A 19,044-nucleotide genomic window follows, 5' to 3' on the forward strand; every position below is an offset into this window, starting at 1 on the left:
CCCCGCGCACTGCGCGGGGTTCTCTCAGTGTTTTTCAGACATTGACCTGTCAGTCGTCGCCTTTGTTGAGCGCGGCACCCAGGATATCGCCCAGCGATGCACCGGAGTCCGAGGAGCCATACTGTTCCACGGCTTCTTTCTCTTCGGCGATCTCACGTGCTTTGATCGACACGCCCAGACGGCGGGCTTTGTTGTCAACGTTGGTGATGCGAACGTCCACCTTGTCACCGACCGAGAAACGCTCAGGGCGCTGTTCGGCACGATCACGGCTGAGGTCGGAGCGGCGGATGAAGGATTTCATGCCTTCGTATTCCACTTCGATACCACCATCTTCGATCGCGGTCACGGACACGGTCACGATGGAACCGCGCTTCACGCCACCTACGGCTTCGGCGAACTTGTCGCCACCAACAGCTTTGATCGACAGGGAGATACGCTCTTTCTCAACATCCACTTCAGAGACAACGGCCTGAACCATGTCGCCTTTGCGGTAGTCCTGGATAGCTTCCTCGCCACGCTGGTCCCAGCTGAGGTCGCTGAGGTGCACCATGCCGTCGATGTCGCCGTCGAGACCAACGAACAGACCGAATTCGGTGATGTTCTTGACTTCGCCTTCGACCTCTGTGCCCTCGGGATGTGTCTCGGCAAAGACTTCCCACGGGTTGCGCATGGTCTGCTTGAGGCCCAGGGACACGCGGCGCTTGGCACCGTCGATTTCCAGAACCATGACTTCCACTTCCTGAGAGGTGGAGACGATTTTGCCCGGATGCACGTTCTTTTTGGTCCAGGACATTTCGGAGACGTGGACAAGACCCTCGACACCGGCTTCCAGTTCCACGAACGCACCGTAGTCGGTGATGTTGGTCACACGGCCTGTGTGCACCGATTCCAGCGGGTACTTCGCCGCTACCAGATCCCATGGATCTTCCTGCAGCTGCTTCATACCAAGGCTGATGCGGTGTGTTTCCTTGTTGATCTTGATGACCTGAACTTTGATGGTCTCGCCGATCGACAGGATTTCGGACGGGTGGTTCACACGGCGCCATGCCATGTCTGTGACGTGCAGCAGGCCGTCAACACCACCAAGGTCAACAAACGCACCGTATTCGGTGATGTTCTTGACGACACCGTCCACGGTCTGACCTTCGGAGAGGTTGCCGATGACTTCTGCGCGCTGTTCGGCGCGGGATTCTTCGAGGATCGCACGGCGCGACACAACGATGTTGCCCCGGCGGCGGTCCATTTTCAGGATCTGGAACGGCTGCTTGAGACCCATCAGAGGGCCTGCGTCGCGCACAGGGCGCACATCAACCTGCGAGCCGGGCAGGAAGGCCACCGCACCGCCGAGATCGACAGTAAAGCCACCTTTGACGCGGCCGAAGATGGCGCCTTCGACGCGCTCTTCGTCTGCATATGCTTTTTCCAGACGGTCCCATGCTTCTTCGCGGCGCGCCATCTCGCGCGAGATCACAGCCTCGCCGCGTGCGCTTTCCACCTGGCGGAGGAACACCTCTACCTCGTCACCTACGTCAATTTTGGGAGCTTCGCCCGGATCAGCGAATTCTTTGAGCTCGACGCGGCCTTCCATTTTGTAGCCTACGTCGATAATGGCCTGGCCCGCTTCGATCGCGATCACCTTGCCTTTGACAACTGACCCCTCCTGGGGTGTGTCCATTTCGAAGCTTTCGTTCAGGAGTGCTTCAAACTCGTCCATCATATTTGCCATGTGGCGTCGTTTTCCTAACATTAATGTGTTTCTGGCCGTGCGGTTGTCTCCGCCGGTCTTTGGATTGGTCTGCCGCTCACCGGGACCGGTGCTCAGAACAAACGAAGGGCCGGTTTTTCACCGACCCTGCTCGTATGCTGTGCCGCACAGGCTGTTCCCGCCTCGTCAACGCCCGCGCGTATAGGCCTAATTCAGCCGGCCTGCAAGCATTTATGCGCCTTTGCAGCGGTCCGCCGCCGGCCCGGATGCCCTGTACAGCACTTGACTATGCCCGCCTGAGCTTCATGTTTCCTTTGGGACTGGGAGAACAATATGCAGCCGGGATTTCTGCTGTATGCATCCAGACTGGATGCGCCAATGGGTTTCAGGGCATTGAATGCCCTGCTTGACGTCAGTCAGAAAAACAACCGGCGTGACGACATTACCGGCTTTCTGCACATCGAAGATCAGATTGTTCTGCAGTACCTTGAAGGGCCGACGTTCCAACTTGGCGTGACAGTCGACCGTATCCGCCATGATCCGCGTCACAGCGGGTTCACCATCCTCTCTCATGGTAACGCCGAACGGCGCTGTTTTGACGGCTGGAACATGGCGCTGGTCGAATGCACGACGATGGCAATAGCAGATCTTATGGGCCGTCACTGCACGCGGATCACCGAGCTCGCCGCCGAAAACCCGGCTGATCTGATCGGTCTGCTGTCGGCCAACGCCTCGCTGCTGAACGACCGGTACCGGGTCGCCTGAAGGGCCGGATTACAACTCCTGGCCCTTGCGCAGTTCCTCAAACAGCTCCTCGTAGATGCCGTTTGAATCACCGCCACCGAAAATGTTGACACCACCCGAATAGGTCTGCCCATAGGTGCGCGCGACATTCACGGTCTGCGCCAGTCCCGACAGGAACTGATCCCGCTCCAGCGGGGACAGCGGATGTATGAAAACGCCCCAGAGCCGCCCCTGGGCCACGGCATAGCGTGCATCCAGAGCACTGTCGAAATTGGCCTGCATCAGGCGCATCAGCTCCGCCGGATCAAGCCCGTCTGCTGCCCGGATCGGCACCATGGCCCGCATCCGGTCTGCACGGGCATCGGCGATGACGATAACCGGGATGTCCTGCACGGTGAACTCAATCGACGGTCCCCGCGCCTGCGCCTCAGGGTCAATTGACAGAATAATCTCCGCCAGCCGGGGCATGGTCATGGGCGGCTCACCGGCCGGCAAAGGCTGGTCCGGGGACGCCTCCTGTGCTGCTGCAAAGCTGCCAATCCACAGCAGCATGATTGAAACGAGCAGTTTTTTCATCGTGAACCTCCGGCCTTCACAGTCGGTCAGAGGCTAGGGCGGTCGCTCCCCTAAATCCATGCACCCTTTGGTGATCTGACTGAAACACGTAGGCTACGCTGGTGTAAAAACTGATCACACGCTATGCTGGTACCGTTGCGGGGAAGAGGACAGCATACTGGAACTGACTGTAGAATCGGCATTTTCCACCGGTGGGATGGTGGGACATCTGTCCTATCTGCTGCTGGTGGTTTCCATGATGATGCGCACGATCACGATGCTGCGTCTGCTGGTGATCGCGTCTGCCTTCGTTGCGATTGCCTATGACATCATCTGGCTCAAGGATCCGGTGGGTGTGTTCTGGGAGACCCTGCTGGTTCTCGTAAACATTATTCAGATCTCGCGCGAATGGTTCAGCGAAAGGCGGGTCAGGTTTACGCCGGATGAGCAGAAATTCGTCTCTTCGCGGCTGCGCGGTGTGTCAAAACGTGACGCCAAACGGCTGCTCAATCTCGGTCGCTGGACCGAAGGCGCACCCGGAACGGTACTGACAACCGAAGGCGATCCTGTCCCGAATGTCGTCTATCTGGTGTCCGGCCGGGTGGACATCCTTTGCTCGGACGTGCTCGTCGGCACCTGTGGTCCGGGCAACTTTGTGGGCGAAATGTCCATTCTTGCGGAAGAGCCCGCCTCTGCCACCGCAGTGGTCGCGGAAACGGCGCGCTACTGGCTGATCTCGTCTGACAAGCTGCGCGTGCTGCAGGACACGGACCCGCAGGTATCCGGCGCGCTTGATGTCGGCATTGCGCGTGACCTGCGCCGCAAAATCATCGCTGCCAATACTGAGCGCAGCGCAACCCCTCAAGACTAAACGTTCCGGCGCTGATCAATCACCGCAATTGCCGCCTCAACGGCGGCTTCAATTGACATGTCTGATGTGTCAATCTCCGTTGCATCCGGCGCCGCCACGAGCGGCGCTGTTGCGCGGTCGCGGTCGCGCGCATCTCTTTCCCTGACGTCTGCAAGGACCTGCTCCGGGCTCACCTCAGCGCCGGCAGCCACAAGTTCGCTGTATCTGCGCTGTGCGCGGACCTCCGCGCTCGCCGTCACAAAAAGCTTTGCCTCGGCCTGCGGACAGATCACCGTACCAATGTCACGGCCGTCCAGAACAGCGCCGCCCGCCCGCCGCGCGAAACTTCTCTGAAAATCGACCAGCGCGGCCCTGACCTCAGGCAGAACAGCGACACGGCTTGCGGCCTGTGCCACTTCCGGCGTGCGCAGATCACCGGTGCGGGTGTCTTCAGATGTCAGTGTCCGGGCGGCATCCACCGGGTCCTGCCCCAAAAGCATTCTGGCCCCGACGGCGCGGTACAGAAGCCCGGTATCAAGATGCGCGCACCCGAAATGGGCCGCGACTGCGCGTGAGATGGTGCCCTTGCCCGCAGCCGCCGGACCATCAATCGCGATCGTGAACGGGCCGGTCACAGGACCCTCAGCTGTTGTCGCGCACAAGCTGCGCGCCAAGTTCCGCCATCAGCGGTTCAAACACCGGAAAGGACGTGGCAATCGGCCCTCCGTCATCGACGCTGACAGGGGTCTGCGTGGCCATCCCGAGGATCAGAAATGACATAGCAATCCGGTGATCGAGGTGACTTGCACATGTCGCACCACCAGGCACATTGCCATGACCCGCCCCGGTGACCACCCACCAGTCCGGACCGTCCTCTACAGTGATGCCATTCGCGCGCAGTCCCGTGGCCATCGCGTCAATCCGGTCGCTTTCCTTCACCCGGAGCTCTTTGACGCCCCGCATAACTGTGTCACCTGCGGCAAAGGAGGCGACAACCGACAGGATCGGGTATTCGTCGATCATACTGGCCGCACGCGCCTCAGGCACTTCAATGCCCTTCAGATCAGGAGAGAACCGCGCCCGCAGGTCCGCAACCGGTTCCCCGCCTTCGGTGCGCTCGTTCTCATAGGTCAGATCCGCGCCCATCTCCCGCAGGGTGGTGAACAGCCCGGCACGGGTGGGGTTCAGGCCAATGCCCGGCACAAGAACATCAGAACCCGGCACGATCAGAGCCGCACAGACAGGAAAGGCGGCAGAAGACGGGTCCCGCGGCACAGCGATCTTCTGAGGTTTCAGCTCAGGCTGTCCGGTCAGCGTGATCACGCGGCCTGTTTCCGTTTCTTCGGTCGCGATCTCTGCGCCGAAACCTTCGAGCATCCGTTCCGTGTGATCGCGCGTTGCCTCCGCTTCGGTGACCACAGTCTTACCCGGTGCATTCAGACCGGCCAGCAACACGGCAGATTTCACCTGAGCCGAGGGTACCGGCACGGTGTACTCCACAGGAACAGGATCAGCGGCCCCGACAATGGTCATCGGCAACCGGCCCCCGGACCGCCCATGAGACTGTGTCCCGAACAGCGCCAGCGGATCCGTCACGCGCGCCATCGGCCGGCCGTTCAGCGACGCATCACCTGTAAAGGTTGCGGTAATGCCCGTTGTCGCCATCGCTCCCATGATCAGGCGCACGCCCGTGCCCGAGTTGCCACAGTCGATGACCTGATCCGGCTCCGAAAAGCCACCGGTACCAACGCCATTCACCGTCCAGGTCCCACCGCCGTGATCCGTCACTTTTGCGCCGAACGCCCGCATTGCGCGGGCGGTGTCCAGCACGTCCTGGCCTTCCAGCAGACCGGTGATTTCGGTCTCGCCAACACTCAGCGCGCCGAGGATCAGCGATCTGTGGGAGATGGATTTATCCCCCGGCACCCGCGCCTCACCGGTCAGTGGACCGCAGGGGCGGGACGTCATCGGGATAGGGGTGCCGTGGCTGGACATAGCATTTTCCGCTTTTCAGTATTCCTGCGCGGTGGCTTATCGTCTCGGCTTCCGGGGGTCCAGCCCGTTGTCGCGCCCGGCCTGCTCAGATGCGCCGGAAGGTCAGATAATGCGGCGTGCGTCCTTCCCGGATGGCCTTCTGCTCATAGCGGGTGGAAATCCAGTCGCTCCACGGCGTGCGCCAGTCCTGTGGCGTTTCAGCAAGCCACTCAAACCCGGATTTCGGCACTTCCTCCAGGGTTTGGCGGACGTAATCCTCAATGTCTGTGGCGACCCTGAAAATGGCCCCTGACTTCAGCACCCGTGCCAGCGGCACCAGATGCTCTTCGGTGACAAACCGGCGGCGATGGTGCCGCGTCTTCGGCCAGGGATCCGGATAGAGCAGAAACGCACGGTCCACCGACCCGGCCGGCAACACATCCATCAGATCGCGCGCATCACCGGGGTGCACCGCAACGTTTTCCGCACCCGCCCGCCGGATTTTGCCCAGCAGCATGGCAACACCATTGATGTAGGGCTCCGCCCCCAAAACACCGATATCAGGGTTCGATACCGCCTGGTGCACCATGTGCTCACCACCGCCAAACCCGATCTCCAGCCAGACAGGCCGCCCCTCAAACAGCGCCGCCGTATCCAGAGGGGTGCGGTCCGGGTTCTCTTCCCATGTCACCGGCCCCGGTGACAGGTCCGCCAGGTCTTCTGCAAGATATCTTTGCTGCGATTGCTTCAGCGCCTTGCCTTTGAGGCGGCCATAGAAATTGCGCCGGGGACGTTCTGGTATGCTTGTCATGACTGCCCTTTAGCGCCGGGAACGACCCACCGCAACACAGCAGACGCTTGTCATCGTGCGGCATCCGGTCAGTGCCGGAGGCAATGACCGGAGACATGTCGTGCAGCGCAGCTGCGCCTAAGGATCAGACAGCGCCTTTCAACGCGTCGACCAGGTCCGTCTTTTCCCAGCTGAAGCCGCCATCGGCTTCCGGCGCGCGGCCAAAGTGACCATAAGCCGCCGTGCGGGCATAGATGGGGCGATTCAGCTGAAGATGCTCGCGTATGCCGCGCGGTGTCAGATCGATCACCTGGGATATCGCCGTCTCGATGGCACTGTCCACCACCTGTCCGGTCCCGAATGTATCGCAGTAGATCGACAATGGCTTGGACACACCAATCGCATAGCTCAGCTGGATCGTGCAGCGGTCCGCCAGACCGGCGGCCACCACATTCTTTGCCAGATAGCGCGACACATAGGCTGCCGACCGGTCCACTTTGGTGGGGTCCTTGCCGGAAAACGCGCCGCCACCATGAGGTGCGGCCCCGCCGTATGTGTCCACTATGATCTTACGTCCGGTCAGACCGGCATCCCCGTCCGGACCACCGATCACAAACGTACCCGTCGGGTTCACCCACCATTCCGTTTCATCCGTGATCCATCCTTCCGGCAGAACCTCGCGGATATAGGGTTCCACGATGGCGCGGATATCATCGGATGTCTGGCTTTCCTCCGCATGCTGCGTCGACAGCACAAGCGAGGTCACACCAACCGGTTTTCCATTTTCATATCTGACGGACAGCTGGCTTTTGGCGTCGGGACGCAGGGTCGGTTCCGTGCCATCCTTGCGCACTTCAGCCAGCCGCCGCAGAACAGCATGGGCATAGTGGACAGGTGCCGGCATGAGCTCTGGCGTCTCATTCGTGGCAAACCCGAACATAATCCCCTGGTCGCCCGCGCCTTCGTCCTTGTCCGCAGCCGCGTCGACGCCCTGCGCGATATGCGCAGACTGTTCATGCAGCAGGTTCGTGATCTCGCAGGTCGCATGATGGAACTTGTCCTGCTCATACCCGATGTCTTTTATGCAGGCGCGCGCGATATCCTCGATGCGGCCCATGTAATCGTGCAGTTTCTCTTTGTCGGACAGCCCGACCTCACCACCGATCACCACGCGGTTCGTCGTTGCGAAGGTTTCTGCGGCGACCCGTGCTTCGGGTTCTTCCGTCAGAAAGGCATCAAGCACCGCATCGGAGATCCGGTCACACACCTTATCGGGATGACCCTCGGAAACCGATTCCGAGGTGAAAACATAATTCTGTCGGGACATTTCGCGCTCCATTAGCAAAAACACGCCCGTCAGGAAGCCGTTGGGCGCACCCGCAGCAGTTACGTGGCACAGGTGTCCGGGTCAATCGCTATCTGTCCGGCCTTCGATCGGCTTTTGTGGCACCGAAGCGCAAAAGCAACAGAAGGCCGGTCCACGCTGCAATCAGCACCATCGCGGTCATATCACCAAACCGGCTGTAAAATGTCCGCCCAAGCGGGGCCGGCAAACGGGCATCCAGCGCATCCGCGCGCCCCAGTGGCAGATGTGCTGCGATACGGCCCCGCGGATCAATGACCGCAGAAATCCCGGTGTTCGCGGCGCGCAGCACCGGCACCCCCTGTTCAATGGCACGCATCCTCGCCTGCGCCAGATGCTGGTGCGGTCCGGCAAACTGCCCGAACCAGGCATCATTGGTGATCTGCAGCAAAAAGGCGGGTCGTTGCGGCGCTGCGTTCACGTCATGCGCAAACACCGCCTCATAACAGATCAGGGGCATCCCCTGCCCCAGCGCGCCGAAATCCAGAACGGCCGGACCGGGACCCGGGGCAAATGCGGGGCCTGTCTGCGCCAGCGCCGCAAGACCCAGCGCGTCCGCGAGGGGGGCGAGCGGCAGATATTCTCCGAACGGCACCAGATGATGTTTGTCATAGATCTGCTGACCCTCATCCGGTCCAAGATGCACCAGCGAATTGCGCAACCTGCCCTCTTGCGCACGCAAAACGCCCAGAACCACCTGCGCATCGGTCACGCTGCGGATCGCTTCCAGTACCGGAGCCGCCTGATCCAGACGCCACGCAATGGCCGTTTCCGGCCAGATTACCAGGTCAGGCCCGGATGTCTGGCCCGCCGCAGGCCGTGCCGTCAGAGCCAGCTGCAGATCAAGGAACCGTCGCGCGTTTTCAGGCTGCCATTTGAGATGTTGTGCCGCATTCGGCTGGATCAGACGAACCCAATGGTCTGTCATCCTCGCCGCGCCCTGCGGCACCGGCAGAACGACGGGCATGATACCTGCCAAAATAATCAGAGCTGCAAGGGAAGACTGCCCGTTATTGCCACGGCGACGGTGAATAAATGCGGGCAGACAGGCCAGGGCAAAGATAGCCAGGTTCATGCCATGCGGGCCCACAAAGGCAAGCCCCTGCCCGGCCATCCGGTCCACCAGAGCCTGCGCAGGTGCGGCCCAGGGAAAGCCTGTCAGGACATAGGCACGGACAAGTTCCGCTGCCGCCCAGACGGGCACAAGCAGCAAAACACCTGTTGAAAAGCGACGCGCGATCCCGAACGCGGCTCCCCAGAAGAGCGCGAGGCCACCGCTGAGCAGAACCAGTGCAAACGGTGCCATCCACCCATGACGCGCTGCATCAACCTGAAAAGGTTCCACGATCCAGTGCAGCGCCACGGCGAACCACCCCAGACCAAACGCCCAGCCCACGAGGGCCGCGCGCCGCGGCCATGTGCAGGCTGCAAACAGCAGAAAAGCGCCCGCCACACCCAGCAGCATGGCCAGCGGCAGATCCCAGGGCGCCTGCCCCAGAGCGCCCACCGCACCGGCGCAGACCGACAGGAAAAACAGAAAAGCGGCGCCACGCCATCCCGCCTCGTCCGCTGCACCGCGCAGTTGAAATGTCACGATGAGGGCGCGCTGATGCGCACACGCAGCCTTTTGATCCTCCGCGGATCGGCATCAAGAACTTCAAACTCGACACCATCCGGATGTACGACCACCTCGCCCCGTGCAGGCACCCGGCCCGACAGCATAAAAACGAGACCACCCAGCGAATCGATTTCTTCTTCGTCGACCTCTTCATGCTCGGTCAGCGAACGTCCGATCTCGGCTTCGAAATCCTCCAGCGGCGTTTTGGCCAGCGCGATATAGCAGCCCGGTTTTTCAAGCGTCCAGTGAACGCCCTCATCCACGTCATGCTCGTCTTCGATCTCGCCCACGACCTGTTCGATCAGGTCTTCGATGGTCACCAGCCCGTCCACACCGCCATATTCGTCGATCACCAGCGCCATGTGCCGGCGCTCGGCCTGCATTTTGGTCAGCAGGACACCAATTGTCATCGAAGGCGGCACGAACAGCAGCGGTCGCAGAGCCGCTTTCATGTCAAAGTCATGCCCCCCGCCATTGAACCCATGCTGCAAAGCAATGTCCTTAAGGTGCAGCATCCCCACCGGCGTATCCAGCGTGCCGTCGTAAACCGGCAGGCGCGTCAGCCCACTGTCCTTGAAAACACGCACGGCCTCATCCAGGGACGCCGTGCTGGAAATGGCGGTTATGTCCGCTTTGGGTACAGAAACATCCTCGACGCGTTTGCGCCGCAGATTGATCATGCCATGTGTCGGATAGCGCGGTTCGGGTGCATCGCCCGCTTCGGGCTGCTCACCGTCCTCACCCGGGCTCAGTGCTTCGATAACGCGGCTGAAAAAGCCGCCGGGCCTCGAAGGTTCGGGGTCCGTTGATGTTGCGTTTTCCTGCTGCGCGCCCCGCGCTGCATCAGAAGATCCGTCGTTGTCGCCCATCGGGTCCTTTTCCGGTCAGCAGCGGCCAGAAGCCGCCTTCAGTTCTTATATGGGTCATCAAGACCCATTTTGCCAAGTATCTGTGACTCCAGCCCCTCCATCAGCGTGGCATCCAGGTCACGGAGGTGATCATACCCCAGAAGGTGTAACAGGCCGTGAACGATCAGGTGGGTCACATGATCGGCCATGGGCTTGCCAACAGTTTCTGCTTCCCGTGCGCATGTCTCCCAGGAGATCGCGATATCGCCCAGCTCGAGCGAGCCGTCGAAATCACGCTCGGGGATCTGCGGGTCAGCACCGGGTGTTTCGGCCGCGAGATCTGCCGCCGGCCAGCTCAGCACATTGGTCGGGCCCGGTTTTTCGCGGAAATCACTGTTCAGCACGGTGATGCGCGCATCATCGCACCCCAGCACCGAGACCTCAGCATCAGCGGGCAGTCCCAGATGTTCCAGCGCCTGCGCAACCGCCCGGCCGGCCAGCGCGCTGAGACCGATGTCGTCCCACCGCGGGTCTTCTGTCAGGACATCAGGCACAGCTGCACCAGTCTCACGACGACCCGGTATCGGCCTCATAGGCCTCGATGATCGCGGCAACCAGCGGGTGGCGCACCACATCTTTGGACGTGAAATAGTTGAAGCTGATGTTCGGGATGGTCTTCAGCAGACGCTCCGCATCCGCAAGGCCTGATGCCGTGCCCCGCGGCAGGTCGATCTGCGTGCGGTCGCCGGTGATCACCATGCGTGACCCCTCACCCAGACGCGTCAGGAACATCTTCATCTGCATCGTCGTGGCGTTCTGCGCCTCGTCCAGGACCACAAAGGCATTCGACAGGGTCCGCCCACGCATGAAGGCAAGCGGCGCAATTTCGATCTGCTTCTCCTCGATCAGCTTCGACAGTTGCTTGCCGGGCAGAAAATCGCCCAGCGCGTCGTAAAGCGGCTGCATATAGGGATCGACTTTGTCCTTCATGTCACCTGGCAGAAAACCCAGCCGCTCACCCGCCTCAACGGCAGGACGCGACAGGATAATCTTGTCCACCTGGCCGGTGATGAACATCGACACGCCCACCGCCACGGCAAGATAGGTTTTGCCTGTGCCGGCCGGGCCAATACCAAAGGCCAGTTCATTCTCGAACAGAGACTGCACATAGGCTTTCTGTGCGTCGGTACGCGGTTCAACACGTTTTTTGCGGGTCTGAATTTCAATCCGGGAGCCGATCGGCATTTCCAGCTGATCGCCGTTCTCCGGGGCCGCGTCCTCAAACGGTCCCATGCGCAGTTCCCGGTCCACGTCACCGGCCTCAACCGCACGGCCACTTTCCAGCCTCGTATACAGCGCATGCAGCACCCGCGTCGCATCCGTCTTCGCATCTGCCTCACCAATGACCGCCAGCTGATTGCCTCGCCGCACGATCTGCACCCCCAGTGCTGTTTCAATCTGCGCGAGGTTCGCATCATAAGGGCCGCAAAGGTCGATAAGCAGGCGGTTGTCGGGAAACTCAACCGTACCCCCCGGGGTCGCGGTCAGAGTATCGGGCGCACTCGGATCACTGGGTGACAATAGCTGTTCCTTGCCGAAAAACTGGTCTGACAGGACGGTGCCAATTCCAACGTCCGGGTGCAAGCGGTGCAGGCCGGGAATCCCTGCTCAGGTCATCAAAAAGCGGGTTTCGGCGCGCATTCGTCGCGTATTGACAGACGACCGGGGCCGAACCGCCGGGACAATCCCTCTTTCACCGCAGAATTGCAGCCAGCGAATTGCGTTTTGCCTCAACGATTCTCACCGGCACCAGATCGCCCACAGTGGCCGTGCAGTTCTCAATGTGCACCGCGTGCAGGTATTCCGATTTTCCGACCATCTGACCTTCATGACGACCCGGTTTCTCAACCAGCACATTCAGGTCACGCCCGACCATTGCCGCCTGGATGTCCTGTTGCTGGCGTGTGATCAGCGCCTGGATGCGCTGTAGCCGGTCATCGGCTTCGTCCGGATCCACCTGCGCCCGCTCGGCGGCCGGCGTCCCCGGTCGTGTGGAGTATTTGAAGGAATAAGCATACCCGTAGTTCACGGCTTCAATCAGATCCAGAGTGGCCTGGAAATCGGCCTCGGTCTCTTCCGGGAAACCTACGATGAAATCACCGGACATCAGAATATCCGGCCGCGCCGCGCGGATTTTCTCGATCAGCCGCAGATAACTTTCGGCCGTGTGGCTGCGGTTCATGCGTTTCAGGATACGGTCCGAACCGGACTGCACAGGCAGGTGCAGATAGGGCATCAGCTTGCCGCATTCTGCATGCGCCGCGATCAGATCGTCATGCATGTCGTTCGGGTGCGAGGTCGTATAACGGATACGCTCCAGACCATCTACACCATTCAGCTCCCAGATAAGCTGTGCCAGCGTCTGCTCGGTACCATCCGGACCTGAGCCGTGATAAGCATTCACGTTCTGACCCAGCAGGGTGATTTCGCGGACGCCCCTGTCGACCAGATCACGCGCTTCGTCCAGAATCCGGGCTACCGGGCGGCTGACCTCAGCCCCCCGCGTATATGGCACGACACAGAAGGCACAGAACTTGTCGCACCCTTCCTGAACCGTCAGAAATGCGGAAGGCGCACGCCGGGCACGCGGACGTGACCTGAGTTTCTCGAATTTGTCTTCTTCCGGGAAATCTGTGTCCAGCGCACGTTCGCCGCCACGCACATGTTTCTCCATCTCGGGCAACCGGTGGTAGGACTGCGGCCCCACGACCAGATCAACGGCGGGCTGGCGGCGGATAATTTCCGCGCCTTCGGCCTGGGCCACACAGCCGGCGACACCGATCTTGAGGTCCGGATTGGCCGCCTTGAGTGGCTTCAGCCTGCCCAGTTCAGAATATACCTTTTCGGCTGCCTTTTCGCGGATATGGCAGGTGTTCAGCAGGATCATATCCGCTTCATCAGCGTTTTGTGTTTCCACATATCCCTGCCCGCCCAGCGATTCCGCCATGCGTTCGCTGTCATACACATTCATCTGGCAGCCGTAGGTCTTGATAAAGAGCTTCTTGGGCGCAGTCATGGGCAGGGTTTCCGGATCGTGAGAGACTGGCCGCTGGTTACCAGCCACCGCAGAAGCATGCAATGCGATGTGATGTGATGTCGGCGGGGGTGTCGGTGGTCCACAGGTCAATAAGCTCGGGGAAAGTCGAAACAGCTCCGATTATCAGAGCGCCGCAGTTCGCTGACCTCACGGGCATCAATCCCATCATGACCCCCGCGGCATCCGTCGTCTTTCACGAATGCGGGCGGCAGAAACCCACGGCTGGGCAGACACCCTCCGACCTCATTGTCCGCACATGACGACCTTTGGTGTTTTCGTACCAGGCAGGACGCGGCGGATCGGATGCGCCCCAGCACCGATCAAGGGGAACCCGGCACCTTCGCCCGAAGAATTACAGAAGCCTCGGGCAAAGGTCCCGCCGAAATCAGAACTCGTCCCAGCCGTCGAAATCTTCGGCAAGGTTGCCGGACGCGACAGCCACCGTCTTCGGTGCTGCCGCAACCTTTTCCGGCACCGCGGCTGCGGGTTCCTGCGGTCGGGGCGCGGCGGAAAAAGTGGCACCGGTGTCAAAACGGCTGGTGGAGGTCTTGAGATTTTCAGCCTCGCTGGCCAGCAGAGCGCTGGTCGCCGTTACTTCTTCGAAAGATGCAGCCTGTTTCTGTGTGTTCCCGTCAATCTGTGCAACGGCAGTATTGATCTCTGCGATCCCGTTCACCTGCTCGGAAATTGCCGACGAAATCTCATCAATGCGGTGCGAAACGCCGACGACACTTTCTGAGATTTTCTCCAGCGAATCCCGGGCGTCGTTCACTTTCTCCACACCCTGCGACACAGCAAGGTCGCTGCGCGCAATCACATCATCAATCTCGGTGGCCGCCTCCCCGGCACGCTGCGCCAGCTGCCGGACTTCGGATGCCACGACAGAGAAACCACGCCCAGCTTCGCCGGCGCGCGCAGCTTCAACACCCGCGTTCAGTGCCAGCAGATTGATCTGGAAGGAAATGTCATTGATGACCGTAACGACCTTGGCGATCTCTCTCGATGCATCTGCGATCCGTGTCATGGCCTCGGCTGCGTCGCCGGCTACGTTACTGCTGGATCTGGCTGTTTCACTGGCGATGCCCGCGTTGCTGTTGGCTTCCTGCACATTCTCGCTGACCTGCTTGATACTTGCCGTCAGCTCTTCCAGCGCCGCCGAGGTTTCCTCCAGCGATGCGGCATTCTGTTCTGCCTGTTTCGAAAGCGCATCAGACGTATCACGCAGTTCACCGGACGACGCGGACAGGTTTCCGGTGCTGCCGCTGATGTCACCGATCAGTGACTTCAGGGCCTCGATCATGCCGTTTGTGTTGTCCTGAAGGTCCCGGAAAGCACCTTTGAACGTGCCCTGCATTGGCACCGTCAGATCACCATGTGCCACGCGCTGAAGCGTCTCGCCCGTGGCCGCGATCCCGGTCTCGACGCTTTCGACAAGCATGTTCACGTTTTCCGCCAGAGCGGCGAGCTCCGCGTCGGAAATACCGGTGTCCACGCGTCCGGAGAAATCCCCGTCGATGGCGCCGTGTACCACTGTTCTTATGCCCGTCTGAAGCTGCTCAACCATCTCCTGGCGCTGACGTTCGGCGGCACGGTCCTCTTTTTCTTTTTCCGCCGCTGCGGCGGCCTGTTCTGCTGTTTCCTTGGCGGCTTCCTCAAGCTTGCGGGCGTTTTCGGCATCCGCTTCCGCCAGTTTCACGACCTTTTCGGCGTTTTCCTTAAAAACAAGGGTCGCGCGGGCAAGGTCACCGACCTCATCCTTACGTTCATTGCCATCAATCGTGACGTTCTGCTGACCATCAATGATCTGCTGCATCGCCGAAATGATCTGCTGGATCGGTGCGGCAACATTCATGCCCGCACGCCGTGCCAGAAACACGCCAAGGCCCACCGACAACAGCAGGAATGCACCGATCGACACGATGGCCATCCATTTGGCAAAGGTCAGGTTTGCAGTCCGGACTTCCAGAAGGGCGGCTTCCTCAGCCCGGAAATCCGCCATCAGCCCGCGGAAACGATCAAAATAGGATTTGCCACGCGCTTCACCGATCAGATCCGCCATGTCGTCCATTGTCTTTGCACTGCCGATACTGGTGCGCAGGTCAATCATCGGCTGCACCACATTCTGCCGCCAGTCATCAATCGTGCCCTGAATCTCTCCGAGAAGCTGCACCTGTGCCGGATTGTCGCTGACTGTTTCCGTCAGCTCCGAACGCAGCGCATCAAACCGGCGACCGCCGGCATCATAAGGCTCAAGAAACTCTGTTTTCCCGGCCAGCAGGTATCCACGCATGCCGGTTTCCATATCAACGGCAGCCGCAAGCATTTCGTTTGCCCGGGAAATGACAGCATAGGTGTGCGTGACCCAGTCTACCGCACCGACCAGATCACCGGAAACGGACTGCCCGCCTGAAACGGTATCCCGCAGCTCATCCTCGCGTTCCCGCAACAGCACCTGTTCGCGCTCCACAAACGTGGCGATCTGTTCCCGGAACCGGTCAAAGTATTCCTTGCCCCTGGCCTCCCCCACCAGCCGGGCGATATCATTCATTGTATCGGCATTCCCGATCTCACGCCGCAGCCCGATCTGCATCTCAACTACATCGGCCTGCCACTCGACGATGGTCTGCTCGGCCTGTTCCAGTCGTGCGACCTGACCGGGATTGTCAGACACGGTCTCCCGCAAGTCCGCAAGCGCTGAGAAAATCTGTTCTTCGCCGGACGCATAGGGCTCAAGGAACGCCTCCTCTCCCGCCAGGAGAAAGCCGCGCATGCCGGTTTCCATGTCCACGGCAGCGGCAACAACTGCGTCGCCTTTTGAGAGGGCCCGGTGCGTGTGATCCACCCACCCTGCATTGTACACAACGAACTGCAGGGCAACGATCCCGATGGCACCGACAAACGCCGCAAGGACAATCGGGACGGATGTGACCCAAAGAACTTTGTTTTTGATCGGGCTGTCCGTGAACCATTGCATATCCATTGAGCGTTTCCTCCGCAGTGACCGTCTGGCTCCGTGGTGCCTAGAGCAGCGCCATTAAGAAACTGTTATCACCCGTTTTTGCTGTTTCGGTGCGGATTGACAGAATGGCTTACCTGAACCCCGGATACCGTCCGCCACAGGTTTCTCTGCGCCGCAGACCAGCGGTATGCCGCTGGTCGGGCAAAGCGGCAGAACGCCGCCGGAATCAGGCGGGGTTCTGCCACGCACAGGCGGGTTTCCACCCGCTCGATTCGCGTGCCTTTGACACCGGCGCACACAGATCAGAAACAATGCATCACCCGTGCCGGCCAGTGTTTCGCCAGCGTGTCGGGGACGCAGAAAATTTGAGTCAATTTGCCTTAATTGGGTCGGATTCCAGCCGTTTACATGAACGACACACCGGACTGACCCGACACACTGCTGCCAGTGGATAACAGAAAGGAACCACAGATGCCTCCATTCATGAGCCTGATTTTAGCCCTGATCGGTGGCGGCGCCATGGCAACAGGCGGCGGCAGCAGGAGTGGAACCGGCTCGGCAGAACCCGCGCTGGCACCTTCATCCGCATCACTGGCACCACAGCCAGCCGCACGGATTACCGAGCCCCCTGCCGCACGCGGGGAAGAGCCTGCCGAAGAAGACCGCGAAGCCCCGCCACCCGACCCGGAAGAGGAGACCGGTGCACAGGACGACCCCGCACCGGAAACCGAAGCACCGGATCTTCCGGACAGTGCCTATAACATTGGGTGGCAGGGTCTGACCGCGCAGGAACAATACATGCTGGAATTGATCAACCGCGCCCGCCTCGACCCCGAGGCCGAGGAAATCCGCACAGGAGATGTGGTGGACGCGGATGTCTCCACGGCCCCGAAACAGGCGCTGGCGGTCGACCCCATCCTGTCCGCTGCTGCGGACAACCATTCCGCCGATATGCTGGCCCGTGATTTTTTCGACCACTACAATCCGGACGGCGACAGCCCCACAGACCGCGCCCGTGCAGAAGACTGGGAAGGTGGTGGCGTCTGGGAAAACATCTCGGCCCGCTGGAGCCCCGCGCGTTCTGTGTCAGATGAACAGGCCTGGATTGATGCGAGCCACGCCGGTCTCTGGGAATCGGACGGGCATCAGTTCGGCATGCTGCAGCCCGGCCATACCGTTGTCGGTGTGGGCATCGACCAGGGGGAATGGTCCTACCCCGGATCGACCTTTCCGACAGCGATGGTCGTAACAGAGAAATTCGCCAATGACGGCCAGACGTATCTGACGGGTGTGGTCATGGATGATGCAGACAACGACGATTTTTATGACATCGGAGAAGGTCTGGGCGGCGTGCGCATCACCGCCTGGCAGGATGAAGAGGCATACGCGACGTCGACCTGGGGCTCCGGTGGCTATTCACTTGCGCTGGATGCGGGCACCTACAATGTCCGGTTTGAGGGCGGCGCACTGGACACCGTTTTAGAAACGACCGTGACGATCGGCGCGCAGAACGTGAAGCTGGATGTGAACAGTGATGACCTCGGCATTGCCGGGGCCGAAATGGCGGCACAGAGATCCGCTGTGCCGGAAGCAGATCCGGTGGAAAACCTGTTTCTGTCCGCAGATGCATCTCGCGACCTGATCGAGCAGGGAGCCGATGCTGCAGATGCGCAGCAGGAGGAGGATCCTGAAGATGCAGAATGGGCGATGGCCTGAGGCCACAGGTCCCATCAGCACGACAGTCCAGCGGTCAGGTCAGATACGGAAACCAGTCTTCGCGCAGCTGCTGACCTGCCACCATGCCGTGTCCAGGAAAGGGGGGTGAGGTCGGCCCCGGCCGCGTCACATACCGCGCGTCATCCCCGACGAGCCGCAGCGAAAACGCACGCCGGCGGGCGTCCGAACGGTTACCCCGCGCGCCGTGCAGGGTCCGGTAATGAAATGCAACCGCGTCGCCAGGCTCCATATCAAATTCCACGATGCGCATGCCCTCTGCCTCCGGGTCCGGCACCGGGATATAGGGCGCAGGGTCGAAAAAGGCGTCGCCTTTGGCCCAGCGCGTGGGCAGCACATCCTTTTCCCACAGATGCGATCCGGCAACACAGCGCAGGCTGGCTTCGCGCACGGGATCGAGCGGCGACCAGAAACTGATGGTCTGGCGCCCTTCCACAAAATAATAGGGTCCGTCCGAATGCCAGGGCGTCGCCATTGAGGTCCCGGGTTCCTTGACCAGCACATGATCATGGAAAAGCTGAACGCGCTGCGACTGCATCAGCGCCGCGGCAACCGGCGCAGCGGGCGAGCTTTCGGCCACGCGCCGGAACGCGTCTATGCGCTGCCAGTTGCAATAGTCATCAAAGAAGCGCCCTGTCTCGCCATTCCGCTCGTTCTCAGACGCATAAGGCCCGGGATCTGACATATTCTGCGCAATACCGTCACGCAGATCTTCCACATGATCCGCGAAAAGACCCCGCACCAGAACGACCCCGTCCCGCGCATAGGTATCAATCATGTCCTGAGTGACGAAGGAGGTATGCATCC

Annotated in this window: 16 protein-coding genes and 1 riboswitch; of the genes, 3 read left to right on the top strand and 13 right to left on the bottom strand. The window is 60.6% G+C overall.

The window, feature by feature from the left end; translation table 11 throughout:
- Positions 1 to 49: 49 nt before the first annotated feature.
- Positions 50 to 1,726: a 30S ribosomal protein S1 gene (gene rpsA, locus AB4K19_RS13000; RefSeq protein ID WP_375228760.1), complete on the bottom strand. Its 1,677-nt coding sequence runs from the start codon at positions 1,724 to 1,726 to the stop codon at positions 50 to 52.
- 312 nt (positions 1,727 to 2,038) lie between these two features.
- Between rpsA and AB4K19_RS13005 the strand changes: the two genes are divergently transcribed.
- Positions 2,039 to 2,470: a BLUF domain-containing protein gene (locus AB4K19_RS13005; RefSeq protein WP_375228761.1), complete on the top strand. Its 432-nt coding sequence runs from the start codon at positions 2,039 to 2,041 to the stop codon at positions 2,468 to 2,470.
- A gap of 9 nt (positions 2,471 to 2,479) precedes the next feature.
- On the opposite strand, the gene AB4K19_RS13010 is transcribed toward AB4K19_RS13005, so the two are convergent.
- Positions 2,480 to 3,025, bottom strand: coding sequence for a hypothetical protein (locus AB4K19_RS13010; protein WP_436397872.1), 546 nt, complete (start codon positions 3,023 to 3,025; stop codon positions 2,480 to 2,482).
- Between the two features lie 196 nt (positions 3,026 to 3,221).
- On the opposite strand from AB4K19_RS13010, the gene AB4K19_RS13015 reads away from it, so the two are divergent.
- Positions 3,222 to 3,875 (top strand): Crp/Fnr family transcriptional regulator, encoded by a 654-nt coding sequence (locus AB4K19_RS13015; RefSeq protein WP_375228763.1) that lies wholly within the window; start codon positions 3,222 to 3,224, stop codon positions 3,873 to 3,875.
- Here the strand turns inward: AB4K19_RS13015 and AB4K19_RS13020 are convergent.
- The 10 genes from AB4K19_RS13020 to AB4K19_RS13065 all read right to left on the bottom strand — a co-directional run bounded on the left by AB4K19_RS13020 (position 3,872) and on the right by AB4K19_RS13065 (position 16,524).
- Positions 3,872 to 4,489, bottom strand: coding sequence for a (d)CMP kinase (locus AB4K19_RS13020; RefSeq protein ID WP_375228764.1), 618 nt, complete (start codon positions 4,487 to 4,489; stop codon positions 3,872 to 3,874). The genes AB4K19_RS13015 and AB4K19_RS13020 overlap by 4 nt on opposite strands.
- 7 nt (positions 4,490 to 4,496) lie before the next feature.
- The gene (gene aroA / locus AB4K19_RS13025) at positions 4,497 to 5,849 is read right to left on the bottom strand and encodes a 3-phosphoshikimate 1-carboxyvinyltransferase (protein WP_375228765.1); all 1,353 of its coding nucleotides are present in this window, start codon (positions 5,847 to 5,849) and stop codon (positions 4,497 to 4,499) included.
- 85 nt (positions 5,850 to 5,934) lie between these two features.
- Positions 5,935 to 6,639, bottom strand: coding sequence for a tRNA (guanosine(46)-N7)-methyltransferase TrmB (trmB, locus tag AB4K19_RS13030; protein WP_375228766.1), 705 nt, complete (start codon positions 6,637 to 6,639; stop codon positions 5,935 to 5,937).
- Positions 6,640 to 6,763: 124 nt separating this feature from the next.
- Positions 6,764 to 7,945, bottom strand: a complete 1,182-nt coding sequence (gene metK / locus AB4K19_RS13035) for a methionine adenosyltransferase (protein WP_375228767.1) — start codon at positions 7,943 to 7,945, stop codon at positions 6,764 to 6,766.
- A gap of 4 nt (positions 7,946 to 7,949) precedes the next feature.
- Positions 7,950 to 7,997: riboswitch (SAM-SAH riboswitch) on the bottom strand.
- 36 nt (positions 7,998 to 8,033) lie between these two features.
- Positions 8,034 to 9,575 carry an apolipoprotein N-acyltransferase gene (gene lnt / locus AB4K19_RS13040; protein ID WP_436397877.1) on the bottom strand — a complete coding sequence of 514 codons (1,542 nt, stop codon included), beginning with the start codon at positions 9,573 to 9,575 and terminating at the stop codon, positions 8,034 to 8,036.
- Positions 9,572 to 10,468, bottom strand: coding sequence for a hemolysin family protein (locus AB4K19_RS13045; RefSeq protein ID WP_436397879.1), 897 nt, complete (start codon positions 10,466 to 10,468; stop codon positions 9,572 to 9,574). Before AB4K19_RS13045 ends, lnt begins: the two co-directional genes overlap by 4 nt.
- Before the next feature lie 38 nt (positions 10,469 to 10,506).
- Entirely contained in the window at positions 10,507 to 11,040 is a 534-nt protein-coding gene (gene ybeY, locus AB4K19_RS13050) for an rRNA maturation RNase YbeY (RefSeq protein ID WP_375228770.1), read from the bottom strand.
- On the bottom strand, positions 11,015 to 12,028 hold the full coding sequence (locus tag AB4K19_RS13055) for a PhoH family protein (RefSeq protein ID WP_375228771.1): 1,014 nt from the start codon (positions 12,026 to 12,028) through the stop codon (positions 11,015 to 11,017). The genes ybeY and AB4K19_RS13055 overlap by 26 nt, the downstream gene beginning before the upstream one ends.
- A 172-nt stretch (positions 12,029 to 12,200) precedes the next feature.
- Complete coding sequence (miaB, locus tag AB4K19_RS13060) at positions 12,201 to 13,523, bottom strand: tRNA (N6-isopentenyl adenosine(37)-C2)-methylthiotransferase MiaB (protein ID WP_436397883.1); 1,323 nt, start codon at positions 13,521 to 13,523, stop codon at positions 12,201 to 12,203.
- Positions 13,524 to 13,929: 406 nt separating this feature from the next.
- Positions 13,930 to 16,524, bottom strand: a complete 2,595-nt coding sequence (locus tag AB4K19_RS13065; RefSeq protein ID WP_375228773.1) for a CHASE3 domain-containing protein — start codon at positions 16,522 to 16,524, stop codon at positions 13,930 to 13,932.
- A gap of 462 nt (positions 16,525 to 16,986) precedes the next feature.
- Between AB4K19_RS13065 and AB4K19_RS13070 the strand changes: the two genes are divergently transcribed.
- Positions 16,987 to 18,219: a CAP domain-containing protein gene (locus AB4K19_RS13070; RefSeq protein WP_375228774.1), complete on the top strand. Its 1,233-nt coding sequence runs from the start codon at positions 16,987 to 16,989 to the stop codon at positions 18,217 to 18,219.
- Positions 18,220 to 18,253: 34 nt separating this feature from the next.
- On the opposite strand, the gene AB4K19_RS13075 is transcribed toward AB4K19_RS13070, so the two are convergent.
- A complete protein-coding gene (locus AB4K19_RS13075) occupies positions 18,254 to 19,042 on the bottom strand; it encodes a phytanoyl-CoA dioxygenase family protein (protein WP_436397887.1) in 789 nt (262 codons plus the stop codon).
- Positions 19,043 to 19,044 lie beyond the last annotated feature (2 nt).

Origin of the sequence: Roseobacter phycocola, assembly GCF_042055075.2 — a bacterium.
GTDB lineage: Bacteria > Pseudomonadota > Alphaproteobacteria > Rhodobacterales > Rhodobacteraceae > Roseobacter.

Coding starts and splice junctions, on each gene's coding strand:
- rpsA (WP_375228760.1), bottom strand. CDS start 1,726: ATGGCAAATATGATGGACGAGTTTGAAGCACTCCTGAACGAAAGCTTC.
- AB4K19_RS13005 (WP_375228761.1), top strand. CDS start 2,039: ATGCAGCCGGGATTTCTGCTGTATGCATCCAGACTGGATGCGCCAATG.
- AB4K19_RS13010 (WP_436397872.1), bottom strand. CDS start 3,025: ATGAAAAAACTGCTCGTTTCAATCATGCTGCTGTGGATTGGCAGCTTT.
- AB4K19_RS13015 (WP_375228763.1), top strand. CDS start 3,222: ATGGTGGGACATCTGTCCTATCTGCTGCTGGTGGTTTCCATGATGATG.
- aroA (WP_375228765.1), bottom strand. CDS start 5,849: ATGTCCAGCCACGGCACCCCTATCCCGATGACGTCCCGCCCCTGCGGT.
- trmB (WP_375228766.1), bottom strand. CDS start 6,639: ATGACAAGCATACCAGAACGTCCCCGGCGCAATTTCTATGGCCGCCTC.
- metK (WP_375228767.1), bottom strand. CDS start 7,945: ATGTCCCGACAGAATTATGTTTTCACCTCGGAATCGGTTTCCGAGGGT.
- AB4K19_RS13045 (WP_436397879.1), bottom strand. CDS start 10,468: ATGGGCGACAACGACGGATCTTCTGATGCAGCGCGGGGCGCGCAGCAG.
- ybeY (WP_375228770.1), bottom strand. CDS start 11,040: ATGAGGCCGATACCGGGTCGTCGTGAGACTGGTGCAGCTGTGCCTGAT.
- miaB (WP_436397883.1), bottom strand. CDS start 13,523: ATGACTGCGCCCAAGAAGCTCTTTATCAAGACCTACGGCTGCCAGATG.
- AB4K19_RS13065 (WP_375228773.1), bottom strand. CDS start 16,524: ATGGATATGCAATGGTTCACGGACAGCCCGATCAAAAACAAAGTTCTT.
- AB4K19_RS13070 (WP_375228774.1), top strand. CDS start 16,987: ATGAGCCTGATTTTAGCCCTGATCGGTGGCGGCGCCATGGCAACAGGC.
- AB4K19_RS13075 (WP_436397887.1), bottom strand. CDS start 19,042: ATGCATACCTCCTTCGTCACTCAGGACATGATTGATACCTATGCGCGG.